The organism is Pontibacter sp. HSC-36F09, assembly GCF_024171605.1.
Taxonomy (GTDB): Bacteria; Bacteroidota; Bacteroidia; order Cytophagales; family Hymenobacteraceae; genus Pontibacter.
Map to the genome: position 1 here is coordinate 1,198,366 of NZ_JALKAA010000001.1, position 19,183 is coordinate 1,217,548.

At 51.6% G+C, this 19,183-nt stretch carries 16 protein-coding genes; 1 reads left to right on the forward strand and 15 read right to left on the reverse strand.

Translation table 11 applies throughout. From position 1 onward, the window contains the following. Positions 1-5: 5 nt before the first annotated feature. The 12 genes from L1278_RS05475 to L1278_RS05530 all read right to left on the reverse strand — a co-directional run bounded on the left by L1278_RS05475 (position 6) and on the right by L1278_RS05530 (position 12,620). Positions 6-2,186, reverse strand: a complete 2,181-nt coding sequence (locus tag L1278_RS05475) for a DUF4175 domain-containing protein (RefSeq protein WP_253401689.1) — start codon at positions 2,184-2,186, stop codon at positions 6-8. Continuing rightward, complete coding sequence (locus L1278_RS05480; protein ID WP_253401691.1) at positions 2,186-3,721, reverse strand: BatA domain-containing protein; 1,536 nt, start codon at positions 3,719-3,721, stop codon at positions 2,186-2,188. The genes L1278_RS05475 and L1278_RS05480 overlap by 1 nt, the downstream gene beginning before the upstream one ends. Before the next feature lie 22 nt (positions 3,722-3,743). Further along, positions 3,744-4,484, reverse strand: coding sequence for a class I SAM-dependent methyltransferase (locus L1278_RS05485; protein WP_253401693.1), 741 nt, complete (start codon positions 4,482-4,484; stop codon positions 3,744-3,746). Positions 4,485-4,523: 39 nt separating this feature from the next. Then, entirely contained in the window at positions 4,524-5,423 is a 900-nt protein-coding gene (locus L1278_RS05490; RefSeq protein ID WP_253401695.1) for a DUF58 domain-containing protein, read from the reverse strand. A 12-nt stretch (positions 5,424-5,435) separates the two neighbouring features. Continuing rightward, complete coding sequence (locus L1278_RS05495; RefSeq protein ID WP_253401697.1) at positions 5,436-5,975, reverse strand: hypothetical protein; 540 nt, start codon at positions 5,973-5,975, stop codon at positions 5,436-5,438. A gap of 82 nt (positions 5,976-6,057) precedes the next feature. Next, on the reverse strand, positions 6,058-7,053 hold the full coding sequence (locus L1278_RS05500) for an AAA family ATPase (protein WP_253401699.1): 996 nt from the start codon (positions 7,051-7,053) through the stop codon (positions 6,058-6,060). Positions 7,054-7,415: 362 nt separating this feature from the next. Next, a complete protein-coding gene (locus tag L1278_RS05505; protein ID WP_220626879.1) occupies positions 7,416-8,033 on the reverse strand; it encodes a DUF4159 domain-containing protein in 618 nt (205 codons plus the stop codon). A 32-nt stretch (positions 8,034-8,065) separates the two neighbouring features. Then, entirely contained in the window at positions 8,066-8,299 is a 234-nt protein-coding gene (locus tag L1278_RS05510) for a DUF2442 domain-containing protein (protein WP_253401701.1), read from the reverse strand. Further along, positions 8,283-8,516: a DUF4160 domain-containing protein gene (locus L1278_RS05515; protein ID WP_253401703.1), complete on the reverse strand. Its 234-nt coding sequence runs from the start codon at positions 8,514-8,516 to the stop codon at positions 8,283-8,285. Before L1278_RS05515 ends, L1278_RS05510 begins: the two co-directional genes overlap by 17 nt. A gap of 72 nt (positions 8,517-8,588) precedes the next feature. Then, positions 8,589-9,905 carry a TldD/PmbA family protein gene (locus tag L1278_RS05520; RefSeq protein ID WP_253401705.1) on the reverse strand — a complete coding sequence of 439 codons (1,317 nt, stop codon included), beginning with the start codon at positions 9,903-9,905 and terminating at the stop codon, positions 8,589-8,591. A 148-nt stretch (positions 9,906-10,053) separates the two neighbouring features. Beyond that, on the reverse strand, positions 10,054-11,700 hold the full coding sequence (locus L1278_RS05525) for a TldD/PmbA family protein (protein WP_253401707.1): 1,647 nt from the start codon (positions 11,698-11,700) through the stop codon (positions 10,054-10,056). 275 nt (positions 11,701-11,975) lie between these two features. Beyond that, the gene (locus tag L1278_RS05530; RefSeq protein WP_253401709.1) at positions 11,976-12,620 is read right to left on the reverse strand and encodes a septal ring lytic transglycosylase RlpA family protein; all 645 of its coding nucleotides are present in this window, start codon (positions 12,618-12,620) and stop codon (positions 11,976-11,978) included. Between the two features lie 318 nt (positions 12,621-12,938). Here L1278_RS05530 and L1278_RS05535 point away from each other — a divergent pair, with 318 nt between their 5' ends. Next, entirely contained in the window at positions 12,939-13,850 is a 912-nt protein-coding gene (locus L1278_RS05535) for a DUF72 domain-containing protein (RefSeq protein WP_253401711.1), read from the forward strand. A 305-nt stretch (positions 13,851-14,155) separates the two neighbouring features. Here the strand turns inward: L1278_RS05535 and L1278_RS05540 are convergent, their stop codons facing one another. From L1278_RS05540 to dgt, 3 genes are all read right to left on the reverse strand, one after another. Beyond that, positions 14,156-16,240, reverse strand: a complete 2,085-nt coding sequence (locus L1278_RS05540) for an insulinase family protein (RefSeq protein WP_253401713.1) — start codon at positions 16,238-16,240, stop codon at positions 14,156-14,158. Positions 16,241-16,251: 11 nt separating this feature from the next. Beyond that, on the reverse strand, positions 16,252-17,589 hold the full coding sequence (locus tag L1278_RS05545) for a pitrilysin family protein (RefSeq protein ID WP_253401715.1): 1,338 nt from the start codon (positions 17,587-17,589) through the stop codon (positions 16,252-16,254). 221 nt (positions 17,590-17,810) lie between these two features. Beyond that, positions 17,811-19,181, reverse strand: a complete 1,371-nt coding sequence (dgt, locus tag L1278_RS05550; RefSeq protein WP_253401717.1) for a dGTP triphosphohydrolase — start codon at positions 19,179-19,181, stop codon at positions 17,811-17,813. Between the last annotated feature and the right edge of the window lie 2 nt (positions 19,182-19,183).

Below are 19,183 nucleotides of genomic sequence, written 5' to 3' on the forward strand. Positions count from 1 at the left end.
GTTAATTAATCTTCCAACTCCTCCAGATAACTTTTTGCCAGCCTGCTCCTCGTCGTGCCCTGCTTCTGCGGCGCTGGCTTGGCTGGTGGCAAAAGCTCGTACCACGCCCGTTCTACCGTTATCAAACAATTAGAACAAAGCGGACGGTTGGCGTTGATGTCGGCGATCAAAGTGCGCAGGTCTTGCATGGCGCGGAGGTAGCGACCAGGTTTGGTCAGTGCCTCCTGTGCCAGTTCCTGCCCGGCCCGCTCCAGTAGCGCCACATCCTGCTGGCTATACCTGTTGCCCTGCTTTTGCTCCTCCAGCCACTGCAGCGCCTGTCGCGTGTCAGGAAGTTTGGTTTCGGCTTCTATCGTTCGGCGCTCCGTCGGGGCTTTTATTTTGCTCAGGTCGCCTGTCAGGCGTTTTTCGGGTTCTTTGAGCGGCGGCGCGTCGAAACCGGTTTTAGCGGCGTAGGCGCGGGTGCTTTGCTGTACCTCCTTGAGCATGCGCAGGGCCTTGTACTCGTAAGGCAAGGCTTCCTTCGGACGATGGGTGCGGAGCCGCAGCTCGGCTTCCCACATTTGGGCCAGTGCTCCTTTCAGTTTCGCTTTCACGGCAGGCTCAAAGAAAGTGGCAGCCTCCTCCTGATCGTGCTTGTGCAGGTAAGGGTCGAGCAAGGCCTCTACACTGGTCTCGTCCTCAAACTCCGGATGATCGTGCCCGTCGCCTGCAAAATGCTCTTCTTCTCCGTGACCTTCTTCGCTCTCGGGTATACCGCCGCCCGGACCTATACCTGACTCGAACTCCTCACCCAGAAATTTACCATAACGCAGCCGCAAAAGCTTCTGGTCCACACCCAGGTTGTTGCCGCGCTCTTCAAATACAGCCCGGCTCAGTGTCTTTTGTTCTTTGATCAGCTTTTCGGTGTCGATGATGATCTGGCGCTGACTGCGGAAATACTCTGGTACGGGATTCACACCCATGGTCAGGTCATCCATACTCTCCACAATGGTCGTGTCCTCGATCTGCACAAAATAGGTCTCGGAGCGGGTGTATCCGCGGTGATTGTCCCAGGCCTGCACATAAAAATAAAGCTCGTCGCCGTAGGTCATGCCCAGCTTTTGCAGGTCAATCGTTTTGTTCACACTGAAATTGCGACGCTGCCCGCTAAAGCCAATGCTCATTTTCTCTTCCCTGAATTTCACGGCCTCGCCCGAGCCTTTGGCCACGGTAGCAATCATATTCGCATCGCGCAGGCCGTAGTCGTCTGATAATTCTGCCCGGATGGTTACACGTTGCGGGTCGCCGAACAGAATCTCCGTGTACTGCTCCGGCTTCGTGATCTGGATGGTCGGGGCTTCGTCAGGTATAATCTCCAGGGTATAGTAAGCAGATTTTTGTCCGTTAACAGCAATGTGATAGAGCGCCGGTTCTGTAAAAGTACGCGACAAGGTATAGCCGCTATTTTGCGAGGAGAGCGCCATGGGTTTTCCCTCGCTGAGCACCAGTGTTAGACTTCGGGCTGGGCGGTTTGTCTTGATGCGCCACGTCACTCGGGCACCCTGCTCCACCCGCAGGTTAGGCTGCTCGGCCTGATAGGCTTTGCGGCGGGTGTAGGCAGGCGGCGTGACAGTGATCTTTATTTCCTCAATCGTAACAGCGGTATCGGCCACTGCTGCGGGTGCGTCGGGGAAGTCGAGTTGCAGAGGAGCGGTTGTTGTGGCGTCGGCCACCGAGGTGGCCGGCAGTGCGGCTATACCTGCTGCTACGAGCACGGCTATACCTAAGGCAACATAAGTTGGCCTCTTGTGCAGGTGAAAAACCGACTGCTTTTCAGGTATAGCGGTCTGCATCTGGCTAGCCACTCGTTGCTGCTGCAGGCGCTCTAGTAAGTTGAGTTCAGGAGTAGGACGAAGCAAAAGTCCAGCGCTATCCTCGAGCTGCGGATAGGTGCGATTAAGGTGGCGGGCCACCTGCTGCAGGGTAGTCTTTTGGACGCTGCGCCATGCCCAAATCAGGTATACCAAAGCGGCTACAATTGTCAGGATAGCCAAACCAGCCAGCAAAGGCACCTCCAGTCGCCATTTATACAGGATGGCAGCACCCACCAAGGCCACAGCCAGCGCCTGCAAGGTATACAGCCAACCCTTCGCCCGGATGTACTCCCGGCGGATACGCTGCAAGGTATGGAGGCTGTTCTGCATCAGGTGGTTTTTCGTTTACTGGTGATCAATCGCTCTGCTATAAATAACAGAAAAGCCAGCAATATCAGCCAAGGTATCAGGCTAAACTGTTGTTTTTCCGACTTGTCTTTTATGCTGACCGGCTGGGTTACGGTTGACTTCAGTTGTGTTTCATCCAAAGCCCGGGCATCGTACCGGCTGGCGGCTGGCTGTGGCAAAAGCAAAGGCAGCAAAAGTTCCGGCAGCTGCGCACTCTGCCCCAGTTGGCTCCAGGCCGGACCAAATGCGCTTCTGAAATGATAAACCTTTCCCAAACCAAACTGCTCCATAAAAAGCAGGGGTTCTCCAACGGAAGTCTGCCACACGATACTCGCTTCGCTTAGATTTACACCTGCCTTGCTGTTCGCTATACCTGCAGAGAGCTGCTTTATCCTGATCTTCTCTATACCTGCCGAAGCCAACTGCGCAGTAATAGGCTCAGGCTCCGAAGCTGGCTGCACCCACAGTTTGCTGCCTTTTTCCTGCACCTGCTCTAGCCAAGAGTCTGGTGCTTCTCCACTACTCAGCCAGAATAACCAGTTGGCAGAAGTGTCGGGTTGGTCGGCGGAAGTGATCAGGTGCGTTTCAATGGGTATACCTGTATAGCGACTGATCGCCTGCACGGCTGCCTGAAGATACTGCACCTCTTTTTGTTGCGCTTCGTCGTGGGCTATACCTATGCGGAGTGGTTTATTCCGAATAGCTACCGTTTGCGAGGCGCTGTTGCCCCATTGTGCTGTAAGAGAATCTCCCTGCATACCCAAACTAACCAGACTGCCGTTGATATTCGTCTCCCTAGCAATAGCAGCCACTTTGGTAGCATTAAATTTAGTGCCTTCGCGATTGCTTTGGCCCGAGATCAATAAGAGACTATCAGAGCGCAAGGTATAAGCGGCCTGTACCCAGTTGGTGGTGCTTACCAGTGCCACCGGTACCCAGCGGATATTCTCCTGCAGTGTGGTTGGCGAACCCTGAAAGTGCCGCTGTTGGTCGGAGGTGAAAAGCCAGACGCTATCCTGCTGCTGGTCATACCGTTGTGCCAGAGCGGGCAGTAAGCCCCAGTGATTGCCACTACTCACAACAGAGTCTATCGGGTTGCTACTAAGCGCCGGCCAGGCTTCTGCAGGTATAGCCTCAAAGTTCGGGGTATAGCGGTGCAAGGTATAGCCGCGTTGTAACAGGGCATCCACCGTCGGTTTAATGTCGCGGAGGGCAGCGCTATACAGCAATTCCTGGCTGATGAACACAGCTTTCTTGGTCTGCTGTGTTGTCGGGCTTCCTTCCCATACCGGTTTTGCCAAAGCTCCTGCCAAGAGTAAAAGGATGCAGCATCGCAGCAGCAGAAGCCATACGTCGTTCAACTTAATACTGCTCCAGCGTTTGCTCGCCGATGGCTCCAACCAGCGCAGGCTTCCCACCTTCACAGTCTTCCCCTGTCGCCTGTTCCACAGGTGGATTGCGATCGGGACCAGTATCGCCGACGCTGCCAAAAGCCAATATGGGGAGAGGAAAGTCAAGGGAGTTTAAGAATTTGAGAGTTTAGGAATGGTGTATTTTGCCTACTCTGGTTAGAATCTCGAATGTAACAGTGGCAGACTCGCCTTCAAAAGCCTCACGGAGTTGCTGCTCTACCTGCTGGACAGGGTTGTGGCCTTGCTGCTTCTCGTAATGTTTCACCGCCGACCAGGTGTTCAGGTAACCGATCAGGTCGTCGGGTGTCCAGGTATAGCTACTGCTGAATTTTGGCAACACAATCTCCTCAAAAGGAAACGGAATAGTGCGGTAGCCCTCGTCAAGGTAATTACGCTCCGGATCCCAGTAACCGTCGAGTACATCGCTGTAAAAATGTTCTATTACCTTATCCAGAGCAGGATGCGTTTTAAGAAGGCCATACCCGATCACAGCGATCACCCCCTCGGGCTTAAGTACCCGCTTCACTTCCTGATAAAATTGATCGAAATCGAACCAGTGCACCGCCTGCGCCACCACGATCAGGTCTACAGACTGGTCAGTCAGCGAGGATTGCTCGGCCTGCTCTACTCTGTAGCTAACGTTGGGCAACTGCATAGCATTCTTCAGCTGATTCTCGCTGATATCAGTAGCCACCACCTGGTTAAAGAGCGGGGCCAACATACCGGCTACCTGCCCATTGCCTGTCGCACAATCCCAAGCCAGCTGCCGGGCCGGCGCTATACCTGCCAGATGCGCAATCAGCTCCTGCGGGTATGTGGGCCTATACCTGGCGTAGTCTGCCGCATGTCCGGAAAAGTTATCTTTCATCGTTTTCTACATTCACTCAATCACTCATTCACCAAATCACTAACTCATAATCAGTCTGTTCTTCAAAAAAGCCCGCAGTGCCTTGTCCAGCGGCTCATCGGTCACGAAGCGGTCGTAGGTAATCTGGCGGTTGCGCATGGTTTTTTCGGTTTGCTGGAGCCAGTCCTGCAGCTTGGTCAGGTATGTCTTGCGCTGCTCGGCAGTCCCTACCTGCATGGTCTGGCCCGTTTCCAGATCCTCGAACGTCAGCGTGCCTTCAAACTTAAAATCCAGCTCATTGCGGCTCATCAAGTGACATAATAATAACTCGTGCCGCTGTGCACCAAGTTTGTAAAGCAGGTCTGTTATCTCATGCTCGTGCTCATACAGGTCGGTCACAAATACAGTCAGCTCCTTCTGCCGGCGACCCGAGAACATATTGGCGGCTGTCTCAGCATTTGGGAAGCGCCCGCTGGGTTTGATCTCGGCCAGCTGGTGCCAGAAGCGTTGCAGGTGCATATTGTCGGAGCGGGGTGTCAGGTTGATCAGCTGCTGCTCATGCAACACATACAAACCCACCGCATCGCCCTGGGTAGTGGCCAGGTATGCGAGTGAGGCCACCAGAAAACGGGCATAGTCCATTTTGGTGAGCCCGTTCTCGTCCTCATGCGCCATCGAAGCACTGCCGTCCACAATAAAGCGCACGGTGATGTTGGTGTCTACTTCGGCTTCCCGGATGTAGTAGCGGTCGGAGCGGGCAAACATTTTCCAGTCGAGCTGGCGCAGGTCGTCGCCGGGCTGGTAGCTGCGGTACTGGCTGAACTCCAGTCCGGCTCCCCGCCGGATGCTCTGGTTCTGGCCGCTCAGAAATCCTTCCACTACCGTTTTAGCCAGCAGTGGCAGGTCCTTGATCGTGGCCAAAATCTTGGGGTCGATAAACTTATGCCCTGTTTGTGACATGAAATGCTGCTGTTAAACCAAACTCTGGCGTAGTTTCAGATCGACTAATTCTGCTTCTATCGTGGCTTCATCCAATATAATATCCACGCCGCCGATCAATTCTTTACGCACTTTCAGCATGTACTTCTGCGAGTCGGTATACAGCACAATGGCTGCGTCGTAGTGAATGGCCTCGTCCATTTCCTGGTTCCAGTCCTGGTATACCTCGATCAACAATACCGGGGTTGATAACACGCGTATCTCGGAGTGCTGACCTGATTGGAGCAGTTTTTCGCAGCGGAGTGGCATCCGGCTTTCCTCTATTGCAAACTCGTAAAACGTTGTAGACGAACGGGGCGTCAGTTTGTAGTCAGCACTGATGTTGATAAAGCGGTGGTCCTGTTTGTTTTTGGTTAAGCCGATGGCAAATTCAGACGCCCAGTAGGTAACCTTTCCCCCGGTAGCCTGTATTTTTATATTGTCAGTGAAGAAATAACAGATTCGCTCTCCTACAATCCTTTTCAGGAGTTGTGTGCCTGACTCTGTTAGTTTCACGTTTTCTATTTCTTCCATTTGTTTTCAGTTTTTGCCATGTGGAGCTGTCGTAACCAGTGCTCATGCTACTTCGGCAGCAGGAGGCTCAATACTGCTATACCTATACCAGCACCGCTTTAGGCAGTTCAATGTGGCGGAGCAACTCTTCTACCACTTTGTCTGGAGAGATGCGCTCGGCCTCGGCTGTAAAGTTGACCAGTATGCGGTGGCGCAACACCGGATAGGCCATGGTTTGCACATCGGCAGCGGTTACGGCAAAGCGGCCCTGCAGCAAAGCCCTTGCTTTGGATGTCAGGATAAGCGCCTGCCCCGCTCTCGGACCCGCTCCCCAGCGCACATAGCTTTTAATGTGTTCGCTCGAAGTTGTGTCGGGACGGGTGGCACGCACCAGTTGGTTCACGTAGGTTAGCAGATCATCACTGATGCTCACTTCCCGCACAAGTTGCCGCAGTTGCAGTATTTCCTCGCCCGAAATGGCCGGATATACCTGTGACTGCCGGGTGCCGGTGGTGCTGGTGAGGATGTTCAACTCCTCCAGTTCGGTCGGGTATTTTATTTTGATGTAGAGCAGAAAACGGTCGAGTTGGGCCTCAGGAAGCGGGTAGGTGCCGGCTTGCTCGATCGGGTTTTGGGTTGCCAGCAGGAAGAAAGGCTTCGGCAAGGTATAGGTAGTGCCCGCGTAAGTCACTTCGTACTCCTGCATGGCTTCCAGCAGTGCTGCCTGCGTTTTGGGCGGCGTCCTGTTGATCTCGTCGGCCAACACAATATTAGCGAAGATTGGTCCTTCGTTGAACTTGAAGAAGCGCTTGCCCGTGGCGTGGTCCTCTTCCAGCACCTCGGTGCCGAGAATGTCGGTTGGCATTAAGTCAGGCGTGAACTGGATGCGGCGGAAACTCAGGTCCATGGCATTGGATAAAGTGCGAACCAGCAAGGTTTTCGCCAAACCTGGTACTCCTTCGAGCAAGCCATGACCGCCCGCCAGCAGCGTAATGAGCACCTCGTCGAGCACTTCCTCCTGCCCAACAATTACTTTCTGTATCTCCTGCTTGAGCTGTGGCAGCTTGCCGAGGAGTTGGTTGATGTCTTGTTCAGTCACTGTTTAATGGGTTAATGACTTGTGTTGTTATAGCAATGGCTGTAGCTGGTATAGCAACTTGCTTTGTTCTATCGCTTGCCCTGGCCGGGCGGGCCTTACTTTTTTCCTTGATGAAAAAAGTAAGCAAAAAAATCAAGACGCTTTTAAACTCGCTGACCGCTCAAACACAAAATCGTCAAGAGTGCACCTGGCTGAGGCTATACCTTCGTAGTCTGGGTGCAAGTTAGTCTTGCTATACCTGCCAGTGGTATTTGCTATGAAGCTATACCTACAAACTGGCAGTAGCAGAAACTCCCCTCTTGAGAGGGGCAGGGGTATGTTAAATCGTGCAAAACAGTCCTGTTAATCCTAATTCAGACAACTTAACTCGTCAGCGCATACATGATGATGTTGACGCCAAACTTGGTATTGTCTTCCGCTAACCACCGCTTGTTCCGAAAGTCGTAATCCCACTCGCATCCGTAGTCTTTGTTACTGTAGAGTACTGCAATTCTACCATTGATTTCAATCGCTTTCAGGTAGTCGTGTACCAGGTCGTCGCCCCAGCCGTTGAGCTCGAATGACGTAGTAGGCGGACCATCGTCGAAAGTGAAGAAACTGCGGTAGAGCTTGTGGTTGTTGGGTATCTTCTTCAGCGCAGCCTGCCCGAAAATCTGCTTCATCTGCTCCTCAAACGATCTGGCAAAAAGCCCGTCGATGTCGTGGTTGCAATCGTCTACAAATACGAAGCCGCCGTTGCGCACATACGTCTCAAAATTCTGTCGCTCCTTTTGGTTGAACTGCACCAGCCGGTGGCCACTCATGTAGCTAAAGGGGTAGTTGAACAGCTCGGCACTGTCTAAAGGTATAATTTTCTCCTGCTCGTTCACCTTCACCGTGGTATACTCGATGAGCGAATGCAACAGATTGCTCGGCATACGTGGGTCGGTATCCCAGTTGCCGGAACGATACTGCAGTCGGACGAAGGTGAAAGGTTGCACTTGAAGAGTAAGGGTTAAGAGTTATAAGTTGCTTACAGCAGCCCTGCTACGGATAGGTCCTCGTCTATGTCTTCCCAGTGTATACCTATCCCTCCGCCAATTAAGCGCCAGTTCATACGTTCACTTTCAGATGCATCACGCAGTCTGGGAAACCATTCTAATGGTATACCTAATTCACGACCGTCGGTCAATAGTACATACATTTTGGCGTCTGTAAACCAAATTTTCTGTGCCTGCGGTGTAGATTTCTTAGCTAAAATACTCATGCCATTTGTGCTCAAAGAGCGCTTTATTACTAATCACTAATTTACGGAGCTCGTTGAGCTCTTTCGCATTGAAAGCATAAGAACCTGATAGCTCAACTGGTTCCAACCAATACTTAGCATAAGCTTCTGCCTTCTCGACATGTATGTGTGGTGGCTCATTCCCTTCATTGCTGAAGAAGAAAAATCTGTATCCAAATATCCGAAGTATAGTTGGCATAAATTATTGCTGTTAAAATGAATGCCGTACACAAAGCGCTGCATACGGCATTCAAGGTATAAGCTTTAGTGACTACACCGCGTCAGACAAGCTGGTGAAGGTGAAGTCGCGGATCTTCATCGGCGGTACGAGGTTACCGTTGATGCGCTGCGGACGACCTAAAGCCTCCAGGTTGTTGAGCATGATGATCGGACTCTCGTTGAAACGGAAGTTCTTCACCGGATACTGGATTTTGCCGTTCTCGATGTAGAAGGTACCGTCGCGGGTAAGTCCGGTGTAGAGCAGCGTTTGCGGGTCTACGGAACGGATGTACCACAGGCGTGTTACCAAGATGCCGCGTTTGGTGCTCTTGATCATGTCTTCCAGTGTCTGGTTGCCGCCTTCCATCACCATGCCGCCTGGGCTCGGTATGGATTTGGCACCAGTTTTCTCAGCCCAGAAACGAGAGTTGTACAGGTTCTTGATCACGCCTTTCTCAACCCAAGTGGTCTTCTCGCGCGGACGGCCATCGCCGGCAAACGGAGCAGACGGAATTTCAGGGTGTGTCGGGTCAGAGTAAACCGTGATGCGCTCGTCAACCAGCTTCTCGCCCAGTTTGGTCTTGCCGCCTGGCTTGCTCAGGAAGCTACGACCTTCTTCGGCATTGCGCTGGTCCATGTTGCGGAACATGTTCTGAAGCAGGTCAATAGAAGCAGCCGGTTCCAGGATGACGGTATACTTGCCCGGCTCCAGGGCTTTGGCGTTGCGGGAGTTTACCGCTTTGCTGGCTGCGATCTGGGAAGCAGCGCCTGTGTCGAGCTTGCTTACGTCGCTGAAGTCCTGTGTCACATAGCCAGAGCCGGTGCCATCCTCAGTACGCATGGTCACCGAGAAATCGACTACCGTGGACGGGTGATAGGCAAAAAGGCCTTTGGAGTTGAGTCGCGCCATAAAGCTGGTCGAGTGCTCCAGAAAGCCCGCGGCAGTCAGACCTTTGTCGGCTGCTGCTTTTATACTTTTGGCAGCAGCGTCGGCACGGTAGGCGGCGTCTATTTTGGCAGTGGAGTCAAAGTGCGCTTTCGTGGTGATGTACTTCTGCGGTCCCAGCATGGGCACATACTCGGGGCTTTCCGGTGCAATGCGCGCGATCTCCTCGGCGCGGCGCACCACTTTCTCCAAAGAGGCATCGTCAAACTCGTTGATGGTAGCTACGCCGGATTTTTTCCCGAAGCGCGACTCTACCGACAAGGCCACGTTTTCGTCTGCCCCACTGGTGGACACCTCGTTACGAGCATAGCGGATATTGCCACCATTGTTGCCGCTCAGCGTGACCTCACACTCATCGGCTTTTGAGTAAGCCAGCGCCTTTTTGAGTAAGGCTTCTGCTTGTTCTCTTGTATATATTGCCATGTGTTTTTTAGTTAAGAGTTATGAGTTCAGAGTTAAAAGTTGATAAGCGGCGGAAGATATAGGTCAGCTATACCTGTCAGCAAGGCTTATCGCTGAGTAAGGGCACATGTATGGCCGCTTAACTCACAACTTTTAACGCTTAACTAATTTAGATTTTACGAGCCGTATTGATCACGTTCACGCCATTAAAGCGTGTGTGGGCAGAGCCGTGCGATACTGCGCTTACCTGGCTTGGCTGGCCTTTGCCGTCGAAGAACGAACCAAACAGGCGGTAGTCGCTTTCGTCGCATGAGCCTGCGCAGGAGTTCCAGAACTCTTGCGTGTTGCTCTGGTAGGCCACATCTTCCAGCATACCTACAATCTTGCCTTTGCTGATCTCGTAGAACACCGTGCCGCCAAACTGGAAGTTGTAGCGCTGCTGGTCTATGGAATAAGAACCACGTCCGGCGATGTAGATGCCCTTGTCGACGCCTGAAATGAGTTGGTCCACGTTCATCTTTTGCTTGCCCGGCGACAGTGATACGTTCGGCATGCGCTGGAACTGCACCGAGCTCCAGTTGTCAGCATAGCAGCAGCCATGCGATTCCGGCTCGTTGATGATGTGCGCCTGGTCGCGGATGGCCTGGTAGTTCACCAGCACACCGTCTTTGATCAGGTCCCACTGCTTGGTTTTCACGCCTTCATCATCCCAACCTACCAGGCCAAGCGAGCCCTTCTGGGTCTTGTCAGCGAAGATGTGCACCTTGTCAGAACCGTATTTGAAGTTCTTGGATTTCCACTTGTCGAGAGTGGCGAAAGAAGTGCCAGCGTAGTTGGCTTCGTAGCCTAGTACACGGTCGAGCTCCAGCGGGTGACCCACTGATTCGTGTATGGTCAGGCCGAGGTGGTTCGGGTCCAGGATAAGGTCGTACTTACCGGCGGCGACTGACTTGGCGGTTAGTTTTTCTTTAGCTTGTTTAGCGGCCAGGGCGGCGTCTTCGAGCATATCGTAAGCGTAGCGGTAGCCTACCAGGCCTGTACCTTGCGGCCCATTGATCTTTTCGCTTGCTTTTGGCACCATATACTCCCAGCCCATCCCCATCGGGGCGCTCAGGGCCTCACGGGTTCTGAACTTACCACTTGCTTTGTCCACAGCCGTTACCGTAAAGTTTGGCCAGATGCGGTGGATGTCCTGGTCGATGTAAGAGCCGTCTGTAGAGGCAAAATACTTCTGCTCGTTTACCTGGAACAGCGCCGAGTTCACGAAGCTGGCCCCGTTCTCCATGGCCTTGGCGTTGGCGGCCAACAGCAGGTCGGCTTTCTCGTTGATCGGCACTTCAAAGGAGTTTTTCTCGATCGGCGTTTTCCAGCTCACTTCGCCATAGCTCTTCACCGGCGCCAGTCTTACTGGCTCTTTCTGCAGCTTGGCGTTGGCCTTGGCGATAGCCACAGCCTCCTGAGCGGCCTTGGCTATACCTTTATCACTCACGTCGGAGGTGGCGGCAAAGCCCCAGGTGCCGTTGGCCAGCACCCGTACGCCCACGCCGTATGACTCGGCGTTTACGATGTTCTGCACCTGCTTCTCACGCGTGAAAACATATTGTTGCAGGTAGCGGCCTATACGCACGTCGGCGTAGGAAGCGCCGCTTGACTTGGCTGTATTCAAAGCTACATCTGCCAATCGCTTTTTCAGGGCAGGGTCCACCTGTTCCAGCGCTCTCTCGGGTGAGATGATATCGCCGAAAACAGGTATGGAAGGCAGCATGAGCCCACCAAACCCGAGCGCCGATAGCTCGATAAAATGACGTCTTTTCAAGTTCTTTTAAGTTAAGGTTTAGAGAAGTTTAGTTTAGGTAACTAAGTTTAGGCATTTGCATGTTTAAATCAAAGTCCAGCTACCAGTTAAAAGCTATATGACAGGTTTTTATAGGTAAAGCAGGAATATTTTTCTATGAAAATTGTGAATTTGATATTAGAACGTAGGATACAAAGAGGGTTTAATGGGAGAGTCTGATAGAGCCTTAAAACCAAAAAAGCGGGATACCATACCATGGCATCCCGCTTTTTGCTTATCAGTAATCTATTAGTCGTTTAGGCTTCGCTAACCTTTCCTGCCAGGCCTTCTTCTTCGAGTAGCTCGTTGAAGGCCTCAGCTTCGTTTCTGCTATTAAATCTGCCGGCTTTCAGCAGCATTACTTTTCGGCCGTTTACACGCTCTTCAGCCATCTCTAGCGGAAGGTGCTTGTCAAAGGCTTTGAGTTTGCGGCTAAGCGCCTCAGCCTGCTGTTGGTCGGCTGCCGTCTGGATGGTATAGGCTCCTGGCTTCGCTTCTGCTGTCGCAGCTGCCAGGTCACTCTTATCGAGCACCTCTACCTTTACTTTGGCCACCCCTGCCGAATGTATACCTAGTTTGTGAGCGGCTGCTTCCGACACATCAATAATGCGTTTACCTACAAATGGGCCGCGGTCGTTGATGCGCAGGATGACAGATTGGTCGTTGGCTGGGTTGGTCACTTTAACCATGGTGCCAAAAGGAAGGGTTTTGTGTGCGGCGGTCATCTCGTTTTTGTTGTAGCGCTCGCCGCTGCTGGTTTTTCTGCCGTGGTATTTGCTGCCGTACCAGGAGGCAGCTCCCACTTGGGTTTTGTCGTTGCTTTGTGCGAAAGTTGGTTGACTAACTCCGATAAATAGAAAAATGATTACTGTTAAGAGAATGCACTTTCTATCGTTCTTCATATAGTTTTTGGTTGGTGAATCCGCAAAGTTACGGAAAATTTTGAAAACAAGGTCTTATACGCTGTATCACGGCCTTAGGTATAGGGGGATACGCGCTGCCTCAAATAATCGCTATAAGGGCTGTAAAGTCAAAAAGGCTTTTTCTAGCTTATATGAGCATATTTTCATATACTATTATAGCGATTAACTAATTTGCTATGACCGAAAAAATATTTTGTTTTTCAGTCATAGCTGGAGTTAAAACGGGAACTTTTGGTGGTATATTTTGTTTGAGCCCAAAATTCTACCAAAGCGTATACTTTATAAAAGCATAGTACCATGGACTTTGGAAAACTCTCAGACATCAGCCGCATTGACTTTGCTTTGCCAGCCGACCATCCTGATACCTTACCGCTGTTAAACAGGTATAGTAAGCGCTACAAAAAACCCAGGGTATACATCGGCCTGCCCGTCTGGGTAAACAAACCGTGGGTGGGCGAATACTACCCGGCCGGCATGAAGGAGAAGGAGTCGCTGCTGTGGTATGGCAAGCAGTTTAACACCATCGAGCTCAACAGCACGCACTACCACATCCCGGGTCCCGACACCATCGAGCGATGGCGGAATTCTGTGCCACAGGGATTTACCTTCTGCCCCAAGTTTCCGCAACTCATCAGTCACGAAGGTCCGCTTGTGAGTTCCCTTGACCTGACTGCCACTTTTTGTGAAGCCATCGCCGGACTGGAAGATAAGCTGGGTTGTTCTTTTTTGCAGCTGCCGCCTTATTTCCGGCCTAACCAGCTGAATGACCTGGAAAAATTTGTGCAGTACATACCTGAAAGTGTGCCGCTCGCCGTAGAGCTGCGCCATCCCGATTGGTTTGTGGACAATGTAGCCTCGCTGGAGCTGTTTGAAGTACTGGAGAAATACCGTGTGAGCACCGTGCTCACTGATGTGTCAGGTCGCCGCGACGTGCTGCACATGCGCCTGACCACCCCAACGGCTATGGTACGTTTTGTAGGCAACGGCATGCACCCCACTGATTATACCCGCATTGATGACTGGGTGGCCAAAATTAAGGTATGGCTCGATGCCGGATTGCAGCAACTTTACTTTTTCGTGCACGAACCGGACAATACCACCTCCCCGCAGTTGGCCACCTACCTGATCGAGCAACTGAACAAGGTATGCGGGCTCGACATCAAACCGCCGAAAAAGTTTGTGCAGGCAGTGCAGGGAGAGTTATTTTAGAAAAGAGTGCAGGTATAGCCCGCCTTCAATCAGCCTTCAATTTGGGGTTTGATGATCAGATACTATAGTCAGGCAGTCAATTTGCTTGCGCTTAAAGAGATTTATACCTGCAGTTCTTGAATTTCTATACCTGCTATACCTGAGACAAAGAAACGGATCGCTCCTATACCTGACGCCCGTAGGTTTATACCTGCCTAATAGGTATAGCAAGTACTGAGAGTGGCCTTTAACAGGTATAGCCAGAAATAAAAAAGCGGCGTATCCGGATGGGCACGCCGCTTTTTTTGGGTTAATGGGTAAGGGTATTAGATTTTGAAAGCGTCGTCGCTGATACCTTTGTTCACTTCCACGCTCTGCACCTCGGCTTTAATCACCTGAGGACCAACAACGGTTTCGATCACATGTGGGTATTTAACGCCGTCTACTTCTTTGTAGTTCTTGTAGCTCTTGGTCTGTGTGATAGCGCCTTGTGGCGTCTGCATGTTCTTCACATCTTTCAAAAGCAAACCTGTTGCCTTGTCAAAGTAATGAAGCGTTTTCTGACCGTTTGAGGCTGTCGCTTCTACGATGTAAGCTTCAGCGCCATCTACTTTTTCCTGACCGGTTACAGCCGTCTTAATGCCGAACTTCTCGAAACGGGTCATAGAGAACATATCAGACTCGGCTTTAGAAGAAGCAAGCTCTTCGGCAGTCATGTCTTTGTTCAGGCCTTGCATCGGAGCTTCCATCTTGCCTTTATCGCCGTTGATGATCACGCGCTGCATCGGGCTGTTGTTCATCAGGATCTGGATCAACATTTTGTCAGCACCTTTTTGCTGTTGCTTAAAAGTTAGTGCCATACCTTGTACGCTCGCGTTCATGGTCACTGTCACGTCTTTCACTTTCTCGATGTTCGCTTTGCCACCAATGGCCTGGATATACTTCGAGATAAGCTGATCTGCTGTAACATCTGTCGGAATCGCTTTGGCAGCAGCCATGTCTACTTTCTCGCCAGTGGCATCAAAGTAAGTGATGGCGTTATCGTCTTTATCGAAAGCAACGAGTTTGTCGGCAATGCCTTTGGCGTTGCCAACAGCGAGGATATAAAGCTGGTCAGGGCGCACGTACTTCTGTGCCACGCGCTGCACATCGGCCGCTGTGATTGACTCAACTTTCTTCAGATAGTTGGCATAATAGTCAGCTGGCAGGTTGTAGCGAGCAGTCGAAATGGCGTACATGGCCACAGTACCCGGGTTCTCCAGACCACGGGCGAAGTTACCGGTGATGTAGGCTTTGGCATAAGCCAGTTCCTTGTCAGTTACCTGCTTTGTTCTGATGCCGTTGAATTCTTTCATGAACTCCGCTGTGGCACTGTCGGTTACGGCGTTACGCACGCTTGCTGAGGCGTTGAAACGGCCTAGAATTTTGTCAGAAGAAAGCGTAGAGTAAGCACCGTAGGTATAGCCATTTTTCTCACGCAGGTTCATGAACAAACGTGCTGTACTGCCGCCACCCAGAATGGTGTTCATCACCTGGGTTGCTACATAATCTTCAGCACCCGGCTTCATTTCCACAGGGTTTGTAAACGAAAGCACACTTTGTACTGCGCTCGGACGGTCAACGATCACTACTTGCGTTTTGCCATCGTGCTTCGGCAGGTCATAGTTGTGCGTTGGTACATTGCCTTTTTTCCACTTGCCAAACGACTTGTTCAGCAGCTTTTTCATCTCTTTTGGCGTCACATCACCCACTACAGCCAGGTAACCGATGTTCGGACGGAAGTATGTGTTGTAGTAATTCTGCACATCAGCCAACGTAATGTTGTTGATTGTTTCTTCGGTAGTCAGCTCACCGTTCGGGTGGTTCTTACCGAAAAGCAGGGTATTGCGAATCTTGCCGGCAATAGCATCCGGGTTGTCTTTTTCAGAAGCCAGGTTGGCCAGCATCTGCTTTTTCACCTTGTCGAGTTCTTCTTGTGTGAAGTTCGGGTTCAAGAGGGCGTCAGCTGTCAGGTCGAGCAGGGTAGGCAGGTTTTTCTTAAGCGAGGAAGCGCCAAAACCGGTTGAGTTGAACGAAAGGTTCGCACCGATAAAGTCCACTTGCTCGTCAAACTGGTCTTTGCTGCGGGTTTTGGTACCTGTGCGCATCATCTGGCCCGCCATATTCACGTAGCCCGCTTTGTCGCCTTCCAGAACCGGATCGCGGTCGAGCACCAGTGACATGTTCACGACTGGCAGTTTGTGGTTTTCCACTACGTATACCTTCAGGCCGTTTTTCAGGGTGAAGTGCTCGTACTTGCCCAGTTCAATTTTAGGGGCCGGACCAGCCGGAGGAGGCGTTTGTTTTGTCTGCGCTGTGGCCACCGTAGTGAGCGCCAGCATCAGTAGGAGTATGTTATATATTCTCTTCATGATAATCTAAATTAATTGCTTGGTTGAGCTGACTTTGGCAGGTAGTGCAACACCACGCGGTTGTTTTTGGTGAGGTACTTGTTGGCCACACGCTGAATGTCTTCTTTCGTCACTTTCATGTAGCGGTCAATCTCGTTGTTGATCAGGTTGGCGTCGCCGTAGTACACGTGGTAGTTGGCCAGGTTTTCGGCACGACCAGCTACCGTGCTGTTCTGCTGCACAAACTGGCTTTCCATCTGATTGCGCAGTTTCTGGAACTCACGCTCGCTTATCAGCTCTTTTTTCACAAGCTCGATCTCTGCATCCACAGCGCTCTCCAGGTCCTTCGCATCCACTCCCATGTTAGCGATCGCGTAAGTCAGGAACAAGCCCGGATCTTCGGTAGGGAAAGGTATAGAAAGAGCGGCAACGGCTTTCTGCTGCTTGTCTACGATGGCCTTTGGCATACGGGCGCTCTGGCCGCCTGAAAGCAACGTAGTCAGCATAGACAAGGCATAATGGTCTTCAGTGCCTTGTGCCGGAATGTGGTAGGCCTGAATAACGGCTGGTAGCTGAATGTTGTCATACACCACTTTGCGACGTTCCTCGGTCTGGGCAGGCTCCACCACGTTTGGTCTCGGGATTTCCTTGGTGCCTTTCGGGATTTTGGCAAAATATTGCTCAATCAGCTTCTTCGTCTCATCGATGTTGATATCGCCGGCGATGGAAAGTGTAGCGTTATTTGGCACATAGAAGGTCTTATAGAAATCGCGGAATTCCTCGATTTTGGCATTGTTCAGGTCCTCGAACGTGCCAATCGGTGTGATTTTGTACGGGTGCTCGGTATAGGCAAGGCCGAAGGTGTTCTCCAGGATAGTACCATAAGGCTGGTTGTCTACGCGCATGCGCTTCTCTTCCTGCACTACTTTACGCTGGGTTTCCACACCAACTTCGTCTACTTTGGCACCTACCATACGCTCAGCTTCCATCCACAGGCCAAGGGCCAGCTGATTAGAAGGCAACAGCTCATAATAATAAGTGCGGTCAAACGACGTGTTAGCATTCAGAGAGCCACCAGCAGCCTGCACCATGTTCATGTACTGACCACGCTCAATGTTTTCGGTGCCCTCAAACATCAGGTGTTCAAAAAAGTGCGCAAAGCCTGTGCGGCCTTTAACTTCGTTTTTGGAGCCCACATGGTATAACACCGACACTGCCACGTTAGGAGTGGATTTGTCCTGGTGCAAGATCACGTGCAGTCCGTTCGGGAGCGTATACTCCGTGAATTCGATCTTATTGCTCTTGGTCTGGGCGAAGGCTGCAAAGCCCGATGCAACCCATACAAGGCAAATTAGAAGTTTTCGTTTCATAAAAGAATAAAGGTTTAGGAATAGAATTGCTCTATCACACGACTTATGTTATAAAGCCTATAAAATTAGTATAAATATTGAAAGAGTTTTACACAAATAGCCGAATGCCTATGTTTGCTCTACTAACGGGGCGGTGAGGCAGATAAACATTGGAGTTCAGGGGGGATTTTAGATCCCCATCTTGAGGGGCCACATTTGAAAGCGACCTTTAGGGCTTAACCTCAATACATCCTCGGCAATTCTATCCCTTTTATTTTCCGGTACAGCCCGAGTGCGGCCTGGTCGGTGAGGCTGGTCACGTAGTCGGTGATGTGGATGATGCGCTCGTAGTCGGAGGAGCCTTCGGGTAGCTGCAGGTAGTGGGGCGGTATGAGGTCGGCTATTTTGCGATGGTGCCTAGAGTCCTGGCGGAAAGCGGCTTTCATGCAGGCATCCAGCAGACCGCCGAGCACTTCGAAGCCAGCTGCCTCTATTTCCAGCACGGGTTTGTTGCGGTAGATCAACTCAATGGAAAGGCTCTTGATCTCGTCAAGCACAGGTTTGCAGCTGAGTTCGTTGATGAGCGGTTTGTCGTAGGTGCCTGCTAAAATAGCTTCTTCGTGTTGCAGGAAAATCTGGGTGGTCTCCTGAATGAGTTTGCCGATGATGCGGGCACGCAGGTAACCGATCTCTTCACGCCAATCATAAAAAGTAAGGCTGGACACGCGGTCGGGTGCATCGTTCAGGATCTGGCGCAACAGCGCTATACCTTGCTTATGGGGCACCAGGCCAAGCTTCAGGCCGTCTTCAAAGTCGATGATGCGGTAGCAGATGTCGTCGGCAGCTTCTACTAAAAAAGCGAGTGGGTGACGGTGATAGAACACCTGGTCGTCAGTCCCTTTTTTAAGCAGCCCCAGTTCCTGGGCGATGGTGTTGAACCAGGCTTTCTCTGTTTGAAAAAAACCGTATTTCTTCTCGCTGGTGCTTTTCGTGCCTTTTATTTCTGGCAGCGACTCTTTCGGGTATTTGGTGAAAGTCGCCAGTGTGGTGAAAGTCAGGCTCAGGCCACCTGGCAGGTTGCAGTGCGCCGGGTAGGTATAGGTGAGCACCCGAAAGCCAGCCGCATTGCCTTCGAAACGCTGCAAATCGGCTTTTTGTTCCTCTGTCAAGTTAGTCAGGAAGGGCTGCGCCTCTTCGCTCAGAAAGTAAGCCGAGATGGCGTCTTCGCCCGAGTGGCCGAAGGGCGGGTTGCCGATGTCGTGCGCCAGGCAGGCGGCTGCCACAATATCGCCAAAGTCAGCTTCCTGTATGTTCTTGTCGCCGGTCAGTTCCGGGTAGCGCTCCAGTATGCTTTTGCCTACGATGCGGCCCAGGGAGCGGCCTACCACTGAAGCTTCGAGGCTATGTGTGAGGCGGGTATGCACAAAGTCGCTTTCGGGCATCGGCATCACCTGCGTCTTGTTCTGCAGGCGGCGGAAGGCGGAAGAAAACACGATGCGGTCGTAGTCGCGCTGAAACTCGCCACGCACCGATTCGTCTGAACTATATTTGCTGTCGTTTGTCTCGAAGCGTTTTTTAGAGATTAAGCGTTCCCAGGAGGTAGAAAGGTTCATGT